The sequence below is a fragment of the Terribacillus halophilus genome (assembly GCF_900101385.1).
Lineage (GTDB): Bacteria > Bacillota > Bacilli > Bacillales > Amphibacillaceae > Terribacillus > Terribacillus halophilus.
Genome location: NZ_FMZB01000001.1, coordinates 216768 through 238707, shown reverse-complemented (window position 1 = coordinate 238707; position 21940 = coordinate 216768). Strand labels below are relative to the sequence as shown.

Below are 21940 nucleotides of genomic sequence, written 5' to 3'. Positions count from 1 at the left end.
AATTTTTCCTACTTCATTTTGATACCAGCTTCGCGCCTTCTGCCGGCAGTTTATCAATCTCCGTATCTGTATAATAGTATGTCAGGATATCTTTGTACGATTTCCCTTCGCCAGCCATGCCATTGGCACCATATTGACTCATCCCGACTCCGTGACCATATCCCTTCGTCTCGAAAATCAAATGATCATCTTTCAGGGATAGAGTGAAATCTGTCGATTTGAGTCCGAGTTTCTCCCTGATTTCTCTGCCGGTGAACTGCTGGCCGCCAAGTTCCACTTCCGCCACACGCTGACTATCGTTTCGTTTCAGCTCACCCGGCAATTTGTTCGGATCGATTTTTACGCCAAGGAGCTTTTCTGCTTCGGCAATTTCGATCACTTTCTGATCGGCGAATTTCGGCGATTGCTTATCCCATGGACTTTCGACGGACTTCAAATACGGAAGTGGATTTTCCCAATAGTCTTCTGCATTTTCCGTGTACCCATTGCTTGTGGAGAAAAAAGAAGGTGTAATCGGCTCCCCGTCATAAGTAATGATCTCCCCGCTTGTTCCTTCCACAGCCTCCATCAATTTGGACATCTTTTCCTCATAGTCTTTTCCCCATGCTTGGCGGAGTTCGTCTTCATTCTTATATACTTGATCACTTGTCGTATCAGATACTTCAATTGCTTCCGGGTTCTCCGCTTGATGATCTTCCATATAACGCACCACATACGTCCGGGCTGCGACAGCTTGCGCTTTCAATGCCTCGAGCTCAAATTCGGCAGGCATCTCGGATGCGACCACACGTGTCACATATGTCTCTAGCGGTACCGTTTCAATTGTATTGCTTGCTGTACGGCTGACTTCCACCGCCACACTAGCTGTTTCCTTGACCTCTTTTTCCTGTTTCATCGCTGTTGCCGTCCTCTCCGTTCCGCCGGGGTCTATAAATGGTACTACAATCAATGTCGGGAGCGCCACGATGACAGCAAATAAACAGACAATCAGCATACTGATGACTACTTGGGACTTGAGGCGTCGTTTTGTGCTTGGCTTCTTTTTGAGCATAGAGGACCTCCTTATCAGCTGGTCTACTCTTTACTCTATGTTTCTTCCATGGATTGCTAGAACATCTGTCCCTAAAAAAAATAGAGTGCCCGAGGCACTCTATCAGCTCCAATATCTCCTGACTGCACTAAGTTCTGTTTCATAAACCGTATCAGCCAAATCCAGTATTTCGATTTGCTTCCCCGTTTTTGGTGCATGTAGCATTTGCCCATTTCCATAATAGAAGCCGACATGGTGGATGCGTCCTTTTCCTTCTTCATAAGCGAAAAACAGCAAGTCACCGGGTTCTGCTTGATCCAAGGCAATCGATTTCCCCTTCAAAGCCTGTGCACTGGCATCCCGCGGAATGGTATACCCGCCTGCCAGATGCATATTATATGCAAAACCGGAGCAGTCATAGCCCCAGCTGCTCATGCCGCCCCATAAGTAGTCCAACCCGATGAATTGTTCTGCACAGGCAATCAATTCCGCCCCACTTTTTTGGCGATTAGTCCATAGGTTGCTTTCGGACTTGGATACCCGCCCCGGACCTAGTGGCGTCAAAATGGTGTAGGCTGTTCCTGATTCACCTGCGAATGGAAGTCTTGTAAGGAAACTGAGCGGAATACTTTTCCCCGTCTCTTCTAAAATGAGCGTACTGTGCTTTGCCCGTACTTCAACCATTCGGCCGCCCTTGGGAAGAGGAGCTGCCAGCTGCGGGGCCGGAATCCATCCTGGATAGCCTTTTACTTCTTTTGGTGTGGACTGCGAAGGAACTACTACTTTGATCCAGTCATCTTTTTTCCCCACTTCCCATACTGTCGTCCCAAATAGCACTTGGGATTGAAGCAAATCATTTTCATGAAGCTCCAAACGGTCAGCGTGCGACAATTCATGCACCCAGCGATCCGGGTCAGCTGGATTACCGACGATCGGCATATCCACTTGTCTGGATGAATCCGGAGCAGTCCACAGATTCGCGACGGAAACAGCAATTACATGCTCTTTCATATCACAGCTTCTCCCAAGGCATCCACGGCCAGGATACCGAGACCCGGCGATGCATTGAGCAAAAGTCTGCAGCCTTCATAGCGGACGCCGCCCGTTACGATATCTTCTTGCAGCATGAGCGGTGCATCAAAGTCGACCCGGGTAATATGGTGCTGACTGGCAGCCAAATGCGCTGCTGCACTGATACCGATTCGGGATTCAATCATACAGCCGACCATGCACTCCACTCCATAAATCTTGGCAATACGGGCGATATCCAAAGCTGGCTGAATGCCGCCTGCTTTCATCAATTTGATATTGAGCAAGTCTGCCGCACGCATTTCCAGAAGATTCCGGGCATCCTGTGGGGAAAATAAGCTTTCGTCTGCCATGATCGGAGTGTGGACGTTGGCCGTCACATACTGCATCCCCTTCAAGTCAGCTGCTGCAACAGGCTGTTCCACAAGCTCGATGTCCAAACCGAGGTCCTCCATCCTGCTGATGGCGCGGACTGCGGTTTTCGCATCCCAGCCTTGGTTTGCGTCAAGCCGAAGCGTGATTGTAGGGCCAACTGCTTCCCGGACTGCTTGAAGCCGTTTCATATCGGTTTCGATATCATTCTTGCCGACTTTTATTTTTAAGGTTCGGAAACCTGTCTTTACATATCCCGCTGCATCCGAGGCCATTTCCTCCGGACTATTGACGCTCACCGTATAGTCTGTCTCCAATGTATCCCTGACACCGCCAAGGAACTGGTATAATGGCAAACCAGCATGCTGTGCGATACAATCATGCAAGGCCATATCCACTGCCGCCTTGGCACTTGCATTGCCGATGAGGCACTGCTGGAGTTTTTCGAACAGCACATCCCGTTCCAGCAGTGACATGCCGAGGATGGCCGGTTCAATGACCGCCTTCACCGCATAGCGGATGCTTGCCAGGCTATCTCCGGTTATGACATGCGTCGGCGGAGCTTCCCCCCAGCCGATCAAACCGGCATCTGTCGTCACTTTCACGACAACCGATTCGGCCATTGTCACGGTTCGGAGTGCAGTTTTGAAGGCTTTTTTCAACGGCACAGCTGATTGATACACATCTATCCGGCCTATCTTCATGTGATCACTCCCGCCTTTACACGCAATGTTTTCGTCTCGGTATCCATCGTTGCATCCGATCCAAGCGGGACAGTGACATTCGGGTTGCAGTGACCGATGCGGAAGCCCTTCAAGATCGGCACATTCAGATCCGTGAAATAATCGACCAGTACTTGATCGAATGATAATGACGTTTCTGGATCTTCCGCTTCACAACCGGTGAAATCCCCGATAAGGATGCCTTCAACCTGCTCAAGCTTCCCTGCCTGCTTCAGCTGATTCAGCATACTGTCAATCCGATACGGCTGTTCTCCAATATCCTCCAACAGCAGCAGCTTACCCTTTGTATCAATTTCATCCGGTGTACCGAGCGTGCTTGTCAGCAAAGATAAGTTGCCTCCGACCAAAGGGCCTGCCGCCTTCCCATGGATGATCACTTCCAGCGGGGAAATAGCGGTCGTATAGACGACATCCTGCGGCAGGAAGAACTGCTGCAGCAGATCATAACTCAGTTTGGCAAAGTCGGATTCCCCCATGTCAGAAGCCACCATGGGACCATGGAAGGTGATCAGCCCTGTCCGCTGTCGTATCGCAGTATGTAAATACGTGATGTCGCTATATCCAAGCAGCACTTTCGGCTTTTGTTTGATGACTTCATAATCAAGTAATTCGACTATCCTGCCAGAACCATATCCGCCTCTGGCACATATGATTCCTTTTACTTCATCATCCTTGAACATGCCATTCAAATCGGCAGCTCTTTCGGCATCCGTGCCGGCTAGGTAGCCATTTTTATCAAACACATGCTTCCCAAGCTTCACACGGACACCCAATGATTCCACAATCTTGATGCCTCGCTCGAGCTCTTCCCGTTTGATGGGACCTGCTGGAGCTACAATCCCGATTGTATCTCCTTTTTTCCATACAGTTGGCTTCACACTCATCTCCTCCTCCTGGTCTATATGTATGGTCTGGAAGCTGGAAAAGAAGTGGCTCTCGCCACTTCTTTTCGCTCCTTATTCAATGTCTGCCCATTTCAGTTCCAAGTAGCCGACTGGGTGCATGATGACGTTTTTCACATTCGTTTTTTGCAAATACACATGCTGGTAGAAGTGAAGCGGTACGATAGGCATTTCATCCATCAAGATTTTCTCCGCTTCCATCAGCATCTCAAAACGCTTCGCCTCATCGGTTTGTGTTTTCGAGTCAGCAATCAGTTTATCGTATTCTTCGTTGGACCAGCCTGTACGATTGGATGAGGATTCCGTTGTAAAGCTTTCCAGGAAGTTAACAGGGTCGCCATAGTCCGCTAGGAAGGAGCCACGGAAAAGTTGATAGACTAGCTTCGTCTGCTCTTCACTAAATACACTGGATTCAACTGTCTGCAGCTCGACGTCCACACCTAGGTTCTCCGACAGCATACTCTGTACCCCTTCAGCCAATCGCTCATTCTCTGTATTGGTACCATACGTCAAGGTCACAGCAGGCAGCTCATCCCAGCCTTCTTCCGCCATCCCTTCTTCGAGCAATTTTTTCGCTTCGGCTACATCATCTTGTACAAGATCGCCATTCTCTTCACGGAAATCCCCGCCACCAGGTGTCTCGAAGCCATATGGTACGAAACCGCGGGCTGGCTGTTCGCCAATGCCACGGACAAATTCGACGATATCATCGCGGTTCATTGCCATCGCGAACGCTTTACGGATCTTTTCATTCGTAAAAGGTTCTTTCTGAACATTGAAGCGGAGGAATTGATCGCCTGCCTGCACTTCGGTTACCAGCTCTTCACTTTCCATGAGTTCTTTCGCATTATCGGCCGGGATGGAGGATCTGTCCAGATCACCGCTTTGATACATTTGATACTCGGTATTCCGGTCGGCAACCATCGCCCAGTTCACTTGATCAAGCTTCACAGTGTCAGCATCCCAATATTCGGGGTTTTTGACCATGATCAGCTCTTTATCATGCGACCAGCTATCGATTTTGAATGGGCCGTTACTTACATATGTGTCTGCTTCAGCAAACCATTCCGGATTTTCATCGGCAACTTTTTCATTGACCGGGAAGAATGCCGGGTTCGTCAATAGATTCAAAAAGTAGCCAGTTGGTGCTGTCAGTGTCACCTTGAATGTCTTTTCATCGACTGCTTCGATGCCAACATCATCCGCACTGCCTTCTCCGCTGTTATACGCTTCGGCACCCTCAATCACATATGCAAGGAATGCCGGCTGATATGCCTGCTCCGGATCAAGCATATGCTTCCATGCATAAACGAAATCACTGGCGGTCACGTCATCGCCATTGGACCATTTCGCATCGTCACGTAGCTTGAATATATACTCCTTCCCATCATCGCTGACTTCCCAACTCTCGGCCATGGCAGCTTGAGGCTGGTGGCTTTCGTCAAGGCGAGTGAGCCCTTCCATCAAGTTGTTGACCATTACCCACGATGCGCTATCAAAGCCTTCAGGAGGATCAAGGGATGTAGGCTCCTGACCATTATTCAGGCGCAGGATTTTTTTGTCCTCCCCGTCTTCTCCATCACCGCTGCCGCCAGCACTGTTGTTCGCTGTACATGCAGAAAGTAAAAGCACCAATGCAGCAAGACAAGCGATAATAGATAATTTCCAGTTTCTTTTCATCTCTTTTCCCCCTTGGTATTTGATCAGACTGGCTGCCGTTTGGCACGTGCATCTTGCAGCCAGCATTCCACTTGATGCGAATCGGAAAGATGGCTGGTGAACGGATGGACATTCGCACAAACTTGCATCGCATGGGCGCAGCGCGCTGTAAACGGGCAGCCTTGCGGTGGTGCGAACAGATCCGGCGGCGTTCCATCGATTGGCTGCAAAATATCGTCATCCATATCGAGCCGCGGCACCGATTGCAGCAGACCGATGGTATACGGATGCTGCGGATGATAGAAAATATCGTCTTTGTTACCGGTCTCGATTATCTTGCCGCCGTACATGACAGCAACACGATCCGCTACGCGGGCAACAACGCCAAGATCATGTGTGACCAGGATGATCGATACACCTGTCTTTTCCTGGATCTCCTTGAACAGCTCCATGATTTGCGCTTGGATGGTCACATCAAGTGCCGTCGTCGGTTCATCGGCAATGAGCAGGTCCGGTTCACAAATCAATGCCATGGCAATGACGATCCGCTGCCGCATCCCGCCGCTGAATTGATGCGGGTACTGCTTGAGACGGCTATCGGGGTTGGGAATGCCGACAAGGCGGAGCATTTCCAGCGCCTTTTCCTTTGCTTTTGCCTTGCTTATCGATGCGTGCTGCTTCAAACCTTCCGTCAACTGATCACCGATCGTCAGTGTCGGGTTGAGCGCCGTCATCGGATCCTGAAAAATCATTGATATATCGACACCACGTATGGCCCGCATCTCTTTTTTGGTTGTCTGTACCAGATCCCTGCCTTTGAAATGGATGGATCCTTGGACGATCTTACCTGATGGAGTTGGGATAAGCTGCATGATACTGTTGCTCGTCACGCTTTTCCCACTGCCTGATTCGCCCACTATCGCCAGTGTCTCTCCTTTATTCAAATACAGGTTCACACCCCTGACAGCCTGCACGGTTCCGCCATATGTCGAGAAATGGACGTGCAGGTCTTTGATTTCAAGTATCTTTTCCATTCTGTCACCTCCTCAGCTTCGGATCGAATGCATCCCGTAAGCCATCACCCAATACATTGAAAGCAAACATCGTCAAACTGATGAACAATGCCGGGAAGAATAACAGCCACCAATCCCCGGAGAGGATGGCAGGCAGACCATCATTGGCCATCGATCCCCAGCTGGCATTCGGCGCCTGTATACCAAGTCCTAAAAAGCTGAGGAACGCTTCAGCGAAGATTGCCGTTGGAACGGTCAGGGTGATCTGTACGATGATCGGGCCCATCGTATTGGGCAGCAAATTCTTGCGGATGATTCGACCAGTGCTTGCACCTAATGTTTTGGATGCAAGCACATATTCATGGTTGCGCAGCTGCATTACTTGCCCGCGGACGATCCTGGCCATTCCGATCCAGCCGGTGATCGTCAGTGCCACGATGATCGTGAACAGACTAGGTCCCATGACCACAAGCAGCAAGATGACGACAAGCAGATGAGGCAGCCCGTAAAGTATCTCGATGATACGCATCATGATACTGTCCGTACGTCCGCCTTTGTAGCCGGCTACACCTCCATAGATAATCCCGATAAAGAAATCGATCAAGGCAGCAGCAACTCCGACAAACAACGAAACGCGTGCCCCATGCCAGAGTCTGGTGAACACATCACGCCCCAGGTTATCGGTGCCGAACCAATGTGCAGCAGATGGTGCCAGATTCTGGTTGGCAAGCGCCCCCTCCGATATGGAATAAGGTGAGAAGATCGGGGCAAAGATCGCCGCCAGGATAAGGACGATCAAAAAGAATAGCCCTGTGATCGCCAAGCGGTTTTGCTGCAATCGCAGCCAGGCATCCTTGTAAAAGGACAGACTCGGCCGGGATACTTCTTCCGCTTTTTTCAAATCCTTCTCGATTGGCTGGAACCATTCATCCGGTATTTGCTGGGCCGCCGTCTCGATCGGTCTATTCGGATGTTCCATATCAGCTGCCTCCTTTCTTATGCAGCTTGATTCTTGGATCCAAGATACTGTATACCACATCTACCAAGAAGAGCATGAAGATGAGAAAGGCACTGTAAAATACAGTCGTTCCCATGATAACCGGGTAATCCCGGTTATTAATGCTCTCAACAAAGTACTTTCCCATGCCAGGGATGGCGAATATGCGCTCGATGACGAATGTACCTGTCAAAATTGCGGCCACCAATGTTCCTAAAATGGTTACGACCGGCATCAATGCATTTCGCAAAGCATGCTTGATAACTATCTTAGCCGGAGATAATCCTTTTGCCCTGGCAGTTTTGATATAATCCTGTGTCAGTACTTCGAGCATACTGGACCTTGTCAGCCGGGCAATGATTGCCGTCGGTCCCGTTGCTAACGCGATGATCGGCATAATCATATGCATCGGTGAAGACCAGGTCGCCGCTGGAAGCAGCTGCAGATTGACCGCCAGCTGCTGAATCAGCAAGGTTGCCAGGATGAAGTTCGGTATCGAAATGCCCAATACTGCCAATGTCATCGCAATATAATCGATGATGCCGTTATGCTTCAATGCAGCCAGGACACCTAAGGTAATTCCAGAAATAAGTGCAATTGTGATTGTCCACATACCAAGCTCCGCCGATATCGGAAACCCGCGGCCAAGCAGATCATTTACGGTTTCGGTAGGCTGCTTGATGGAAGGACCGAAATCGAAAGTCGCCAACGATTTGATCCATATGCCATATTGGACGAGCATCGGCTCATCGAGATGATAATGTGCATTCAAATTCTCCTGGACAGCTTCACTCGTACTCCGATCCTGCGTCGTGAACGGATTTCCCGGGATGCTGTGCATCAGTATGAATGTCAAGGTTGCGATGACGAGGATGGTCGCAATCATGATCAAAAAACGACGAATCAGATATAATGCCATAAGCTCCTCACTCCTAACTGAAGGTCGTATGCATAGCTAGCTCTGTCATGACGAGCATGGCGCGATACGCTTCGATGATGTCTTTGGCGGGAAAAGCGACAATGGTCGTGCCCGGCTCCAGATAAGTACCTGGCATCAGCTGGGCCCATTCCGCTTGTCCATAGTTGGTGAATTCAATTCGCAGGACTATTTCTTCAGGCGGGACGAGCGGTTCCGCCACGGACACGTTTCCCATCGCTTCTTTCACCTTCTCCCGAAGAAGCTTCCCTGCTTTCTTTGGTGTCAGCGTCAGGACAGCCGAGCGGGATAATGTTTGTTTGACCGGCACTGTTACGACTTGCGGAATGAGCTGCTCGGCTTCCAAGCACGCTTGATCATCACCTGCGACCAATAAGACCGGGACACCGTAATGACCAGCGACATACGCATTGAATCCGAGCTCTCCGATTGGTTCATCATTCAAGAAGAAATTACGGACACCGTGGATCATACTATGTGACATAACCCCGAATTGACCTGCTCGTGCATGGTAACCGGAAAACATCGCTCCCGAAAATGATGCATCCAGGCTTTGCACCATTGAAAGCGGTTTCACTTCACCGGATATCAAATAAGCCTCTTCATGTAACTCCTCCACCAATAGATTATTCATCTTAGAATGGCTGTCGTTGACAAGGACGTATTCTGCACCGGCATCCATGGCTTCTTGGATGATGTCATTCGTTTCTCTCGTCATTATCCGTCTTGCCCGTTCATAATTATGTTTGGAACTGTCCACATATGTATGGTCCGGCAAACCGACGATTCCTTCCATGTCTACCGATAGGTAAATTTTCATCCTATCCCCTCTCCCGAACTTTCTATATTAGGTGAATTTTCAAAATAATTATAGCATAGCCCTAATCGGTTAGGAAGAAGAATTACCATTTTGTAGGGGAGATCTTCTTACAAACGATTAAAAAAATATGGGGATGGGACATAACTAAAATCCCATGCTTAAAAACGAACAGTACTCCCTAAGCAGCGCTTCAGCAGAACACTTACGCTGCAATAGATTAACATCAAAAAACCCGAATCTGCGCATATCTTTTGTTTCAAGATTCACGTCATAGTTCGGGTTTTCATTTAGCTGAAACACTCTTGCCTCAGCCTCTTATCTGTTTTCATTTAATAAGTTGTTGTTTCTTCCATTGCGGCAGCTGCTTCTTCGAACACTTCATCATTCACACGTTCGATATCTGCGCCAAGTGCTTCCAGTTTGCCATGGAAATTCACATAGCCGCGATCCAGATGCTTCAACTCCGTTACGCGAGTATATCCATCCGCAATCAATCCTGCCAGAATGAGAGCTGCTCCAGCACGCAAATCTGTTGCTGCTACTTCAGCACCTTGCAAATCTGTCGGACCTTCCATGATCACACTGCGACCTTCGATTTTAATTTTTGCATTCATGCGGCGGAATTCCTCCACATGCATGAAACGGTTTTCGAATACCGTTTCGGTGATGATACTAGTACCTTCCGCACAAAGCATCAAAGCCATCATCTGCGATTGCATATCTGTTGGGAATCCTGGATGAGGCAGCGTTTTTACATCTATCGCAGTCAGCTTCTCAGGTCCGATGACACGAATGCCATTTGCTTCTTCTTTAATGATGACACCCATTTCTTCCATCTTGGAAACAACGGCACGCACATGTTCAATCTCGATGCCTTCAATCAGAACATCGCCTTGCGTGATTGCTGCAGCTACCATGAAGGTACCAGCTTCGATACGGTCGGCAATCATTGTATGCTCAGCGCCCGTCAACTCTTCGACGCCTTCGATGCGGATTGTTTCCGTACCGGCACCTACGATTTTTGCACCCATCTTGTTCAGATAGTTTGCTAAATCGACAATCTCAGGCTCTTTCGCACAGTTCTCCAAGATAGTCGTACCTTCAGCTAATGCAGCTGCTGTGATGATATTCTCTGTTGCACCTACACTAGGTACGTCCAGATATATTTTAGCGCCCTGTAGGCGTCCTTCAGTCCGTAATTCAACAAAACCATTGCCTACTTGCACACTTGCACCCATCGCTTCGAAACCTTTCAGGTGCTGATCGATCGGTCGGGAACCAATTGCACAGCCGCCGGGCAGTGCAACTTTCGCATGACCGAAACGTGCCAATAATGGGCCTAAAACCAATACAGATGCCCGCATCTTCCGAACGTATTCGAAAGGTGCTTCCGTCGTCATCTCTTTAGTGGCATCGACAGTGATTGCTCCATTATCGAATGCTACCTCCGCACCCATGCTGCGCAATACTTCATTAATCGTAAATACATCGGCTAAAGCCGGGACATTATGAATAACACTTTTTCCTTTACTAGCAACTATACTTGCTGCGATGACAGGCAGTACGGCATTCTTCGCGCCTTCGACCTTAACAGATCCCTTAAGCTGCCTTCCACCACGGACGATGATTTTTTCCAAGTTTCATTCTCCTCCGCGTCCAATTTCACTATATTAATATTCAGTCGTTATGATAGGCGTTCCTACAGTTACGGTTGATTGCCCATTCCCATCATGCAGCGCAAGCTGGATATTCATGTTGTCTGCTAAGGAACGGCTGGCTTTCAATTGTGTTGTGTGCCCTGTTGTTGTAGTGTAAACGTTATCTTGCATATTCGTTAGTGGTTGAACATCTAATTTTTCCATGACATTCTGAAACAAAACACCACCGCTTATTTTATCACCGAAACCCGCTTTGAGACAAGCGAATTTTGTCGCATCCTGTGTGAAAAATCGCAATTGGGCATCAGTTGTCAAGTCTTGGACATAACGGTGTATTTTCTCCGTCCAATCCGTACCGGAAATGGTATAGATGAGTTCAGCCTGGTATTCCTTATCTGTAGGTACTACCAACAATATACGTTCGTCAATGGTCTTTTGTTTATGGGGGGTATGTACCACAAATTTAGAAGCTTTATCCGTTTTCTGTTCGGAACTATCGCCCATTTTATCGAGTTCCGATAAATACGTATCAACATCGTCCCGGGAAATTGTTTCACGCATCATGATTTCAAATGAAATCATTTCTGTCCCTTCGCTGTTCAGTACCGAGTACATGCGATTCAAATCATCTGATACATCTGTTCTACCAGCCCCCTGGGATTCCAGACCATTGCCGACCAGCATAATGATTACTACGATTAATGCAAGATAATGTTTCATTTTCTTTCTCCCCTGTCCGTTCATTTTAGAAACAGTATGAACACGGGGAATCAGGATTATACATTTCTGCTAGATTACTAGAATAGGTAATGGAGCTGTTTTGTCCAGCTGACCAATTGAAGGAAAGCATTACTGACACTCGTCCCTATCACAATGGTCAGGAAGATGGTCAGCATCCGTGCTTCGAAGACCTTTCCTTTCTTTATCAAAGCATCTACATTGACCCCCATCAAAATACGCCAAGTAATCGCCATGAACGCAACATGGGAAGCTATCCCAAGCAGCGCGTCCTGTCCTAATACAGCAAACATAACTTACACTCCTTTGTGGATAAGCAGATACATGCTGCCTCAGACATGTAATTCTCTGTTATCCTAAATTCCGTTTCATTAAACGCTTATCTTTCAAATTATACCGGCATTTGTCATAGTCCGCCATCATTATTGCCCAGGAAATCATGCAGAAAAAAACAGCATTCCGACATGGAATGCTGTTTTTCATCAACGGGCATTAGTTGCGACATCAAGTCGATTGATTGCCCGGTTAAGCGCTTGTTCAGCGCGGATTTTATCTAAGTTGGCCTGCTTTTCCTGCAGACGTTTCTCAGCGCGTTGCTTCGCCTGTTCTGCACGGTCCACATCAATGTCACTTGCTCTTTCAGCAGACTGAGCAAGAATTGTGATTCTGTCAGGACGGACCTCGAGGAATCCTCCGCTGACAGCAACCCAATCCGTACGACCTTGGATCTGTAGACGAACCGAGCTAACCTTCAATGGTGCTACCAACGGAATGTGGCCTGGCAGGATGCCGAGTTCCCCATTTTCCGCTGTACAGCTAACCATTTCATAGTCTTCTTCCAGAACAGGGCCATCAGGAGTAACAATGCTTGCTGTTACGGTACTCATCAGGAGCCCCTCCTATCCTACTATTACATGATTGCTGTTTATTGGTTAACGCCAGCTTGTTCAAGCACTTCTTCGATACGTCCAACAAGACGGAAGGCATCTTCCGGAATATGATCGTATTTGCCTTCCAAGATTCCTTTGAATCCTGCAACTGTTTCTTTTACAGGTACATAGGAACCTTTTTGGCCTGTGAACTGCTCGGCAACGTGGAAGTTCTGTGAAAGGAAGAACTGTACGCGGCGCGCACGGGCAACGACCAGTTTGTCCTCATCACTAAGCTCATCCATACCCAGGATCGCAATGATATCCTGCAATTCACGGTAACGCTGCAATGTTTGCTGCACTTGACGTGCTACATTGTAGTGCTCTTCGCCAACCACATTCGGATCCAATGCTCTGGAAGTGGAAGCCAGTGGATCCACCGCAGGGTAGATGCCTTGTTCAGATAGTTTACGGTCAAGGTTTGTTGTAGCATCCAAGTGAGCGAAAGTCGTAGCCGGAGCCGGATCTGTATAGTCATCGGCTGGTACATATACTGCTTGGATGGAAGTAACGGAACCTACGTTTGTTGATGTGATCCGCTCTTGCAGCTGACCCATCTCTGTAGCAAGTGTCGGCTGGTAACCTACTGCTGATGGCATACGGCCAAGCAATGCGGATACCTCGGAACCTGCTTGTGTGAAACGGAAAATGTTATCGATGAACAGAAGTACATCCTGACCTTCTTGGTCACGGAAGTGCTCTGCCATTGTCAAACCAGTCAAGGCAACACGCATACGTGCTCCAGGTGGTTCGTTCATCTGACCGAAGACCATTGCAGTCTTCGCGATAACGCCGGAGTCCTTCATCTCGAAGTACAAGTCGTTACCTTCACGAGTACGTTCCCCAACACCAGCGAATACGGAAATACCGCCGTGTTCTTGTGCGATGTTATTGATCAGTTCCTGGATAAGTACAGTTTTACCTACTCCTGCACCACCGAATAGACCGATCTTACCACCTTTGATATATGGAGCAAGCAAGTCGACAACTTTGATACCTGTTTCCAGGATCTCTGTTTCAGTTGCAAGGTTTTCGAATGCTGGTGCTTCTCGGTGAATAGGGTCTTTTTTGATTTCGCCTTGGATAGGCTCATCCAAATCGATCGTCTCACCCAATACGTTGAAAATACGTCCTAGTGTAGCTTCACCTACAGGCACGCTGATTGCTGCTCCTGTATCTACTACCTCTTTTCCGCGCTGTACGCCTTCCGTAGAAGACATCGCGATTGTACGAACACTGTCGTCGCCAAGGTGAAGAGCTACTTCCAATGTCAAAGAAGATGTTTCGTTCACTTGGACAACTAGTGCATTATAGATGGCAGGCAGGTGGCCGTTCGGGAAACGTACGTCCACAACCGGACCCATAACCTGTGTAATGATACCTTTGCTCATCTGGACCCCTCCTATCTGTATTCTTAAGATTGCTGCGCAGCCGCTCCGCTGACAATCTCACTGATTTCTTGTGTAATAGCTGCTTGACGTGCCCGGTTATAAGTAAGTGTCAGATCATCAATCCGTTCATTCGCGTTGTCTGTTGCACTTCTCATCGCTGTCATACGGGCAGCGTGTTCACTTGCTTTTGCATCCAGCAACGCGCCGTAAATCAAACTCTCGGCATATTGAGGCAGCAATACTTTTAAAATACTTTCTGCATCCGGCTCGAATTCGTACATGCTCTGTACAGATCGTCCGCTTTCCACAGAAAGGTCTGTTAATGGAAGAAGCTTCTGGGAAGTAACTTCCTGGGAAATGGCACTGTTAAAATGGTTATAGAACAATACCAATTCATCGATTTCCTCTTCCAGAAACATTTCCACTGCTTCGGATGCAATCTGCTTGATGTCAGCAAAGTCAGGCTGATCAGGCAGTCCGATGATTTCTTTGGCGACTGGCAGATTGTTCTTCCTGAAGAAGTCACGGCCGAATCGACCAGCAGCAATCACCGTATATTCATCTGCAGAAGCATGCTGATGCTGGATGGTACGATATACTTCACGAATGACGTTATTATTGTATCCCCCAGCAAGACCACGATCAGCCGTGATGACAAAGTAACCTGTCTTTTTGACTGCGCGTGTTTGCAGCATTGGGTGTGTAGCGTCGTCTGATGCGGCGATCTGCGTCACAACCTCCTGCATTTTCTCGCTATATGGTACGAAAGCTTTTGCATTCTGCTCAGCACGACTCAATTTGGACGCTGAAACCATCTGCATCGCTTTTGTAATTTGTTTCGTCTTTTTGGTAGAGTTGATTTTACTCTGGATATCTCTTAAGGATGCCAAGGCGCATGCAGCCTCCCTTCGCTAAGGAATACGTGCAGCATTCCGAAATTTATAGAAATGTTAGTTTACGACGAATGTCTTCTTGAATGCTTCGATCGCATTGTTCAACTGCTCAGAATCAGCAGGGTTGCCTGTCTCACGGATGCCTTTCAGCAAGTCCGCTTGATTCGCAGCGAACCATGTGTGGAATTCATTCTCGAAACGAACGACTTGCTCGACCGGAATATCATCCAAGTAGCCATTTACAAGCGCATAAATGATCGTTACTTGTTTTTCAACAGATAGCGGCTGATGCAGGCCTTGCTTCAGAACTTCCACTGTGCGTGCTCCACGGTTCAGACGAGCTTGTGTGGATGCATCCAAGTCAGATCCGAACTGTGCGAATGATTCAAGCTCACGAAATGCAGCCAAATCAAGACGCAATGTTCCGGCAACCTTCTTCATCGCTTTGATCTGTGCAGATCCACCTACACGGGATACGGAAAGTCCTGGGTTGATCGCAGGACGCACTCCGGAGAAGAATAGATCCGACTGTAAGAAAATCTGTCCATCGGTGATGGAAATGACGTTTGTCGGGATATACGCGGAAATATCGCCAGCTTGCGTTTCTACGAAAGGCAACGCAGTGATGGAACCGCCGCCTTTTGCGTCACTTAGCTTCGCTGCACGCTCCAATAGACGGGAGTGCAAGTAGAAAACATCCCCTGGGAATGCTTCACGGCCTGGAGGACGTTTAAGAAGCAAGGAAAGCTCACGGTATGCTGCTGCTTGTTTGGAAAGATCATCGTATACGATCAAGACGTGCTTGCCGTTGTACATGAATTCTTCCCCCATAGCCACACCTGCATATGGTGCTAGGTAAAGCAATGGTGCAGGATCAGAAGCACCTGCTGCTACTACGATTGTGTAATCAAGTGCACCGTGTTTACGAAGTGTTTCTACTGTACCGCGTACAGTGGATTCCTTCTGGCCGATTGCAACGTAGATACAGATCATATCTTGATCATGCTGGTTAAGAATTGCATCAATAGCTACAGATGTTTTACCAGTCTGACGGTCACCGATGATCAGCTCACGCTGACCGCGGCCGATCGGCACTAGGGCATCAATTGCTTTGATACCGGTCTGAAGCGGTTCATGTACGGATTTACGATCCATTACGCCTGGTGCCGGGGATTCGATCGGGCGTGTCTTGCTTGCTTCGATCGGACCTTTCCCATCGATAGGCTGACCTAGTGGATTCACTACGCGGCCTACTAGTTCCTGTCCAACAGGAACCTGCATGATGCGTCCCGTACGACGTACTTCGTCACCTTCACGGATGCCTTTGTATTCTCCAAGAATAACGACACCGACATTTGATTCTTCCAAGTTCTGTGCAAGTCCCATGACACCGTTGGCGAACTCGATCAGTTCTCCTGACATTACATTGTCCAGGCCATGGACACGTGCGATACCGTCACCAACTTGAATAACAGTACCAACATCACTTACTTCTAGTTCAGTGTCATAACTTTCGATTTGCTGTTTGATCAACGCGCTGATTTCTTCAGCTTTCATGCTCATGCGGTCTCACCTCTATCCTTATTTGCTCACATTTACTAAATTTCGTTCGATACGAGTCAGCTGATTTTTAATCGAGCTATCGTAGATTGTATTGCCGATCCGTACTTTCAATCCGCCAAGCAGTGTCGGATCGATCTTATTATCGATGGAAACAGCTTTCTTATCGAGCTTCTTCGCAAAAGTCGCTGCCACTGTCTTTTTCTCTGCTTCTGATAGTGCCCGGACAGAATAAACTGTCGCTTGGGCGGTACCTTGCTTTTCGTCATACAGCGTCTGGAAAACATCCGCCACCTGCGGAATACTGCTGATGCGTCCTGCATCCAAAAGCAGTTTCAATGTATTGCGAATTTCGATGCTACCCGCTGCAAAACTCGTTTCAATCAAAGCTTTCTTTTTATCCAAGCTTATCTTTGGCTCTGACAGGTAACGGAGGAAAGCAGCATCGTTTTGTGCCACTTGCTTCGCTGTGTGCAATTCCGCTTTCACGATTTCCACGATATCGCGATTCTCTGCCACTTCGAATAGCGCTTCTGCGTATCGTTTTACAATGGTCACATCACGCATGGCTTATCGCTCCAATTCTTTCACATAGTCACTAATAAGCTTATCCTGATCTTCGGAGGAAATTTCCTTCTCGATGATTTTGCTTGCGATCTGTACGGAAAGGGATGCCACTTGTGCCTGCAATGCCTGCATTGCTTTTTCCTTTTCGTTGGCGATATCCTCGACCGCTGCCTCTTTCAGGCGTTCAGCCTCGCGGCGTGCTGCAGCAATGATGTTCTCTTCCTGCTGTTGACCCGCTTTTCTTGCTTCTTCTATAATCGAATGTGCTTCCGCACGCGTTTTCTTCAGTTCTTCAGCGGCTGTTTTTGCTGCTGCCTCTGCATCTTTACGGCTTTGCTCCGCCGCGTCTATTTCACTTGAAATAAACTCTTGACGATCTTGCATGACTTTCAGTAAAGGTTTCCAAGCAAATTTGCCCAAAAGTGCCAGCAGGATGATAAAACTAATTATCTGTACCAGCATACTGCCTACAGGTGCACCGCCAATGGCAGCACCGATGATAAGTGTTTGCAACAGTTCCACTCCTTTCAAGCTTCTGACCACAGTTACATATGTAATCCGGGTGCTTACTTGTTCATGACTTACAAAAAGAATGGCGAATATTCAACAGATAGAATTTCGCCATTCATTCAAATTATAAGGTGAGTTATTACATTACGATAAACGCGATAACTACTGCTAGAATCGGAATAACCTCAACCAATGCAACCCCAAGTAGCATCAAGTTTCTAAGTGTTCCTACAAGCTCTGGCTGTCTTGCAGCACCTTCTACTGTGCGACTGATGATAAGACCGTTACCGATACTTGCGCCAAGTGCTGCCAAACCTACTGCAATTGCTGCTGCTAATGAACCCATAATATAATTTCCTCCTTGTTATTGAATACAAATTTGTGATTAGTGGTCTTTTGAGACCTTGTGTGACAGATAAACCATCGTCAGTACGATGAAGATATATGCCTGGATTGCACCGATGAACAAGCTGAACGCCTGCCATGCCACCATAGGAATTACTGCCAAGACAGTTGTATACGGCGGTGCAGTGAATGCCAGCGACTCACCTATCAAGGATAGAAGAATCTCACCGGCAAAAATATTACCGAACAAACGAAGACCTAATGTCAGTACGTTTGCCACTTCCTCGATAAGGTTCAAAGGAAGCATGAATGGTATAGGCGAAACATATCCTTTCAGATAGTGCTTCATGCCATGCATCCGGATACCTGCGAAATGAGCAAGTAAAACGACCATGAATGACAGCGTCAATGTTGTGACGGCGTCGGATGTTGGTGATTTCCACCATAGCGTATGGTCGCTGGATACCCCCATCACGATGACTCCCAGCATATTACTTACCAGGATATACATGAACAGGGTCAATCCAAGAGGCAAGAAATGCTTGCCGGTTTTCCAATCCATGGATCCGCCGACTACACCTTTTACGAAATCGACTATCATCTCCATGAAATTCTGGAATTTCCCAGGTCTCCGTTGCAGATGACGACTTCCCATAACACAAATGATAAAGACTATGATCGAGGAAATGATGGTCATCAGGGATGTGGAAAGGTTGAAATCCAGCCACTCGATGCCAAAGGCATCATTCCACATTGGTGATTCGTGATTCAATTAATTCACCTCTTTCGTTGCTAGTCTTTAAGCCTGAAAATTAGAGAATCTATTAAGATAACGATGTAGCAAGTAGCTATACCAACAGCTACTCCAATAAGATGGAAATACTCTTCAAAACGAAGTGCGATTGCTACAGCGAGTATTGCTGCTGCTAATCGGGTAAATGTGCCTATTCCGGAGCTCCTCTGTTTTTTCGCGGCCGCGTTTACAAATCTTGTAATCTTAGTCTGTAGTGACCATAGCATGAAAAGACTAAAGGCAGTTCCCAGTAATAGGCCGAGGAAAATGCGTTGATAAGGTGTGAATGCTGCTCCAAGTATAAAAATAACCAGGAGGCTGTACATCCATTTTCTTTGTCGTGCGTCAATCATCTTATTGGCTTGCTGCATCTTCTTTACTCCCATGCGTGAAAGACGTACTTAAAATTGCAGATACTTATGTATGGAAAGCGGCGCAGTAATCATATCCCAACCAACAAACCACAAAAAGTACTTTTTCAGTAATTCTTCTGCGTTGCCATACGCTTCGCGTCGGTTGCTCGGGAAGCTGGCATCTGAAACGCTGCGCGCTAACCACGTCATCTGCCTGCTTGTCCAATGCCCACCACACGCACTGTATAGAATACAATAGGCTTATTCATGGTGTCAATACAAGATTGTGAAATAAATTACAAAGTTAATAATTACCTTCCACAATGGTGTTGGATACGCTTCCACAATATATTATAAACAAAGGACTATCCGTCTTCAAACGCATAGGCCTCCGTTTATTATTATATAGGATTATCAACAGCTCATATTTGACAATTCTGTGACACATAATTCACTTATCTGTACTATTTCACGAGCATCTGGTCTGACAAATACAATGGCAGCTCGATGTTTGCGAACTGTCCATCATGTGTACGAAGCTGTATCAATGCTAAATAGACACCAGCTTTCCCTGCCTCCCTTTTACTCATGCTTCCTTCCAGCAGCCCTGCCTCCACTTGTTTTCGGATCAACAGTCGTCTGTCATAAACGAGTGTATCCGGATCATACAAGTCTATCCGAAGTTCAGCGGCACCTTCAGGCAAATAAATCTGATAGCGATATTCGCCTCGTTGGTTAAGAGGTCTCCACTCCATTTCGAGTCCCATCGCCTTCGGATAGTCTGCTTGTTTCACAAGAAACAAATAAGGCAGCTGCAACTCTTGTGCACCAAATCTGGCTGAGATATAGCCTTGGTGCAAACCTGCCTTTTGTATATCAGGATTGACAGAAAGACTGATTTTTAATCGTTTCGTTTCATGTGGATTCACGTTGACGGTCAGCGGCAGCTGCCAGCGGATTCCGCTGTCTGCTTTTGGCTGATTGAATTGCAGCTGCTGCTGGACATCGCTGACATTGTGGATAACGAGTATATATTCGACTTCTTGCTTTGAATCGATCTTCCCGAACCGCAGCAGTGGATTTTCGATGATCAGCGGTGTTGCAATTGCTTTGGCTGGCTGCATTTTGCCCATGCCTTGCTCAATGGGATCATAGTGACTCCCATCCGGCCTCAGGAGCGGCTGGGCTGTTGTCAGTAATGCACCGATCTGCTGCTCGTCCGTCCATTCCGGATGGGCTTCTTTGACCAATGCAAGCGCCCCGGCTACATAAGGAGCGGCCATACTTGTACCTTGCAAAGCCTGATACCCCGATTCGGGCACCGTACTCCAAACCGGTGCTCCTGGTGCTGCTATCTCTGGCTTGATGGCCCAGTTCCTGGTGACTGGACCTCTTGAACTGAAAGCAGCCATCCGATTCTGAAGCTCTATCTGCTTTGCCGCCAATTGTACAGTCTGCTCATTTTTTAAGAGCCATTGACCGTCCTTTTTTGTCACAGCGGCAACTGGAATGGATATCGGCTGTCCTCCATCCTCGATGGAAGCTTCCAAAGGACCGCTGCCATCATTATAAATAAGGACGGCGGCAGCATGAGCACGCTCGGCTGCCCTTGCTTTTTCCGCAAACGGAATCTTCCCTCTTTTAAATAAGACGATCTTCCCTGCTGCATCTGGAAGCTCTTTTTCCCCTGTACCGCCATCCAATATTGGCAAGGTGCGACGCTGCTGCCACGGTACCGAACCTTGCATCGGCAAAATCGGAATCAGTTTCTTATGAAAGCTATCATACAAAACAGCTGACTTTTGCGGTGTGGTGATGGCACCGACTGACAATGCCTTTGTGGCAGTTGCCGGGGACCCTACCGTCCAATTGGCAGGTCCTTCATTGCCATTGGCTGTCACGATACTCACCCCCATCTCCACCGCTTTATTCACTGCCAGGCTCGTTGGCCAATCAGGGCCATTGACAGAACTTCCCAAGGATAAATTGATGATGTCCATCTTATCTTCGACCGCTTTTTCGATGGCGGCAATCACTTGGACCGATGTTCCGGTCCCGCCCGGTCCCAATGCCCGGTAGCTATATAACTCTGCATCCGGGGCGATGCCTTTCATCTTACCGTTGGCACCGATGATGCCAGCGACATGCGTCCCATGAATGGTTGCTTCCCCTTCTTCGGGTGTTGTCTCCATCGGATCATCGTCCCAATCAACCACATCAAAGCCGCCTTTATAATTTTGCTTTAAATCGGGATGCGTGTAATCGATGCCAGTATCGATGACGCCGACCTTCACTCCTTTGCCAGTTGCACCTGCTGCTTTGGTTCCGAGGAACTCTTGTGTCACAAATGGAACATCCGCTTTGCTTGTTGTCGCTTCATAGGTTTGGACAGGATGAATATGCACTAGATGACCAGTTTGAGATAATGCACGCAGCTGGGCATCTGTCCCGCGAAGTGCCATTCCTTGAAATAAAGTATCGAATTCTTCCACGATCTCAATGAATGGGTGATGCAGTTCCAAATACGCACGATAAGAAGATACATCCTCATCCAGTTCGATAATCACTGTCCTTTGCTCAGCTGCCTGAATTGGCTGGAAACCGATTAAGATGAATACAAATATAAACAACCAGCTGCATCGTTTCACAACCACTCCCCCTTGTGCCATTAGGATGCACGAGTAAGGAGTCCCTATACAAA

At 47.8% G+C, this 21940-nt stretch carries 23 protein-coding genes; all 23 read right to left on the bottom strand.

What is annotated here, in order from left to right:
- Window positions 1–13 precede the first annotated feature (13 nt).
- Complete coding sequence (gene spoIID, locus BLQ53_RS01160; RefSeq protein WP_170829537.1) at window positions 14–1051, bottom strand: stage II sporulation protein D; 1038 nt, start codon at window positions 1049–1051, stop codon at window positions 14–16.
- Between the two features lie 102 nt (window positions 1052–1153).
- The gene (locus BLQ53_RS01155; RefSeq protein WP_093725167.1) at window positions 1154–2041 is read right to left on the bottom strand and encodes a C40 family peptidase; all 888 of its coding nucleotides are present in this window, start codon (window positions 2039–2041) and stop codon (window positions 1154–1156) included.
- Window positions 2038–3135 (bottom strand): dipeptide epimerase, encoded by a 1098-nt coding sequence (locus BLQ53_RS01150; protein ID WP_093725165.1) that lies wholly within the window; start codon window positions 3133–3135, stop codon window positions 2038–2040. Before BLQ53_RS01150 ends, BLQ53_RS01155 begins: the two co-directional genes overlap by 4 nt.
- Window positions 3132–4058, bottom strand: a complete 927-nt coding sequence (locus BLQ53_RS01145) for a S66 peptidase family protein (RefSeq protein WP_093725163.1) — start codon at window positions 4056–4058, stop codon at window positions 3132–3134. The genes BLQ53_RS01150 and BLQ53_RS01145 overlap by 4 nt, the downstream gene beginning before the upstream one ends.
- A 72-nt stretch (window positions 4059–4130) precedes the next feature.
- Window positions 4131–5756 carry a peptide ABC transporter substrate-binding protein gene (locus BLQ53_RS01140; protein WP_093725161.1) on the bottom strand — a complete coding sequence of 542 codons (1626 nt, stop codon included), beginning with the start codon at window positions 5754–5756 and terminating at the stop codon, window positions 4131–4133.
- Between the two features lie 23 nt (window positions 5757–5779).
- Window positions 5780–6769 (bottom strand): ABC transporter ATP-binding protein, encoded by a 990-nt coding sequence (locus tag BLQ53_RS01135; protein WP_093725159.1) that lies wholly within the window; start codon window positions 6767–6769, stop codon window positions 5780–5782.
- A 4-nt stretch (window positions 6770–6773) separates the two neighbouring features.
- Window positions 6774–7727: an ABC transporter permease gene (locus tag BLQ53_RS01130; RefSeq protein WP_093725157.1), complete on the bottom strand. Its 954-nt coding sequence runs from the start codon at window positions 7725–7727 to the stop codon at window positions 6774–6776.
- 1 nt (window position 7728) lies between these two features.
- Entirely contained in the window at window positions 7729–8664 is a 936-nt protein-coding gene (locus BLQ53_RS01125; protein WP_093725155.1) for an ABC transporter permease, read from the bottom strand.
- Window positions 8665–8677: 13 nt separating this feature from the next.
- Window positions 8678–9502, bottom strand: coding sequence for a M55 family metallopeptidase (locus BLQ53_RS01120; protein WP_093725153.1), 825 nt, complete (start codon window positions 9500–9502; stop codon window positions 8678–8680).
- A 329-nt stretch (window positions 9503–9831) separates the two neighbouring features.
- A complete protein-coding gene (murA, locus tag BLQ53_RS01115) occupies window positions 9832–11139 on the bottom strand; it encodes a UDP-N-acetylglucosamine 1-carboxyvinyltransferase (protein WP_093725151.1) in 1308 nt (435 codons plus the stop codon).
- A gap of 33 nt (window positions 11140–11172) precedes the next feature.
- Window positions 11173–11880 (bottom strand): YwmB family TATA-box binding protein, encoded by a 708-nt coding sequence (locus BLQ53_RS01110; RefSeq protein WP_170829536.1) that lies wholly within the window; start codon window positions 11878–11880, stop codon window positions 11173–11175.
- Between the two features lie 77 nt (window positions 11881–11957).
- Entirely contained in the window at window positions 11958–12191 is a 234-nt protein-coding gene (locus tag BLQ53_RS01105) for a DUF1146 family protein (RefSeq protein ID WP_093725147.1), read from the bottom strand.
- Between the two features lie 189 nt (window positions 12192–12380).
- Complete coding sequence (locus tag BLQ53_RS01100) at window positions 12381–12785, bottom strand: F0F1 ATP synthase subunit epsilon (protein ID WP_139180823.1); 405 nt, start codon at window positions 12783–12785, stop codon at window positions 12381–12383.
- Between the two features lie 38 nt (window positions 12786–12823).
- Entirely contained in the window at window positions 12824–14218 is a 1395-nt protein-coding gene (atpD, locus tag BLQ53_RS01095; protein ID WP_093725143.1) for a F0F1 ATP synthase subunit beta, read from the bottom strand.
- A 23-nt stretch (window positions 14219–14241) separates the two neighbouring features.
- Window positions 14242–15108: an ATP synthase F1 subunit gamma gene (gene atpG / locus BLQ53_RS01090; protein WP_093725141.1), complete on the bottom strand. Its 867-nt coding sequence runs from the start codon at window positions 15106–15108 to the stop codon at window positions 14242–14244.
- Between the two features lie 60 nt (window positions 15109–15168).
- Window positions 15169–16674 (bottom strand): F0F1 ATP synthase subunit alpha, encoded by a 1506-nt coding sequence (gene atpA, locus BLQ53_RS01085; protein ID WP_093725139.1) that lies wholly within the window; start codon window positions 16672–16674, stop codon window positions 15169–15171.
- Between the two features lie 18 nt (window positions 16675–16692).
- Window positions 16693–17238: a F0F1 ATP synthase subunit delta gene (locus BLQ53_RS01080; protein ID WP_093725137.1), complete on the bottom strand. Its 546-nt coding sequence runs from the start codon at window positions 17236–17238 to the stop codon at window positions 16693–16695.
- Window positions 17239–17241: 3 nt separating this feature from the next.
- Entirely contained in the window at window positions 17242–17760 is a 519-nt protein-coding gene (gene atpF / locus BLQ53_RS01075; protein ID WP_342005049.1) for a F0F1 ATP synthase subunit B, read from the bottom strand.
- Between the two features lie 127 nt (window positions 17761–17887).
- Window positions 17888–18094, bottom strand: coding sequence for a F0F1 ATP synthase subunit C (gene atpE, locus BLQ53_RS01070; RefSeq protein WP_038564072.1), 207 nt, complete (start codon window positions 18092–18094; stop codon window positions 17888–17890).
- Window positions 18095–18133: 39 nt separating this feature from the next.
- On the bottom strand, window positions 18134–18865 hold the full coding sequence (gene atpB, locus BLQ53_RS01065) for a F0F1 ATP synthase subunit A (protein ID WP_093725135.1): 732 nt from the start codon (window positions 18863–18865) through the stop codon (window positions 18134–18136).
- 20 nt (window positions 18866–18885) lie between these two features.
- A complete protein-coding gene (locus BLQ53_RS01060) occupies window positions 18886–19257 on the bottom strand; it encodes an ATP synthase subunit I (protein ID WP_093725133.1) in 372 nt (123 codons plus the stop codon).
- Between the two features lie 30 nt (window positions 19258–19287).
- Complete coding sequence (locus tag BLQ53_RS18810; RefSeq protein ID WP_170829535.1) at window positions 19288–19449, bottom strand: hypothetical protein; 162 nt, start codon at window positions 19447–19449, stop codon at window positions 19288–19290.
- A 254-nt stretch (window positions 19450–19703) separates the two neighbouring features.
- The gene (locus tag BLQ53_RS01055) at window positions 19704–21887 is read right to left on the bottom strand and encodes a S8 family serine peptidase (protein ID WP_170829534.1); all 2184 of its coding nucleotides are present in this window, start codon (window positions 21885–21887) and stop codon (window positions 19704–19706) included.
- Window positions 21888–21940 lie beyond the last annotated feature (53 nt).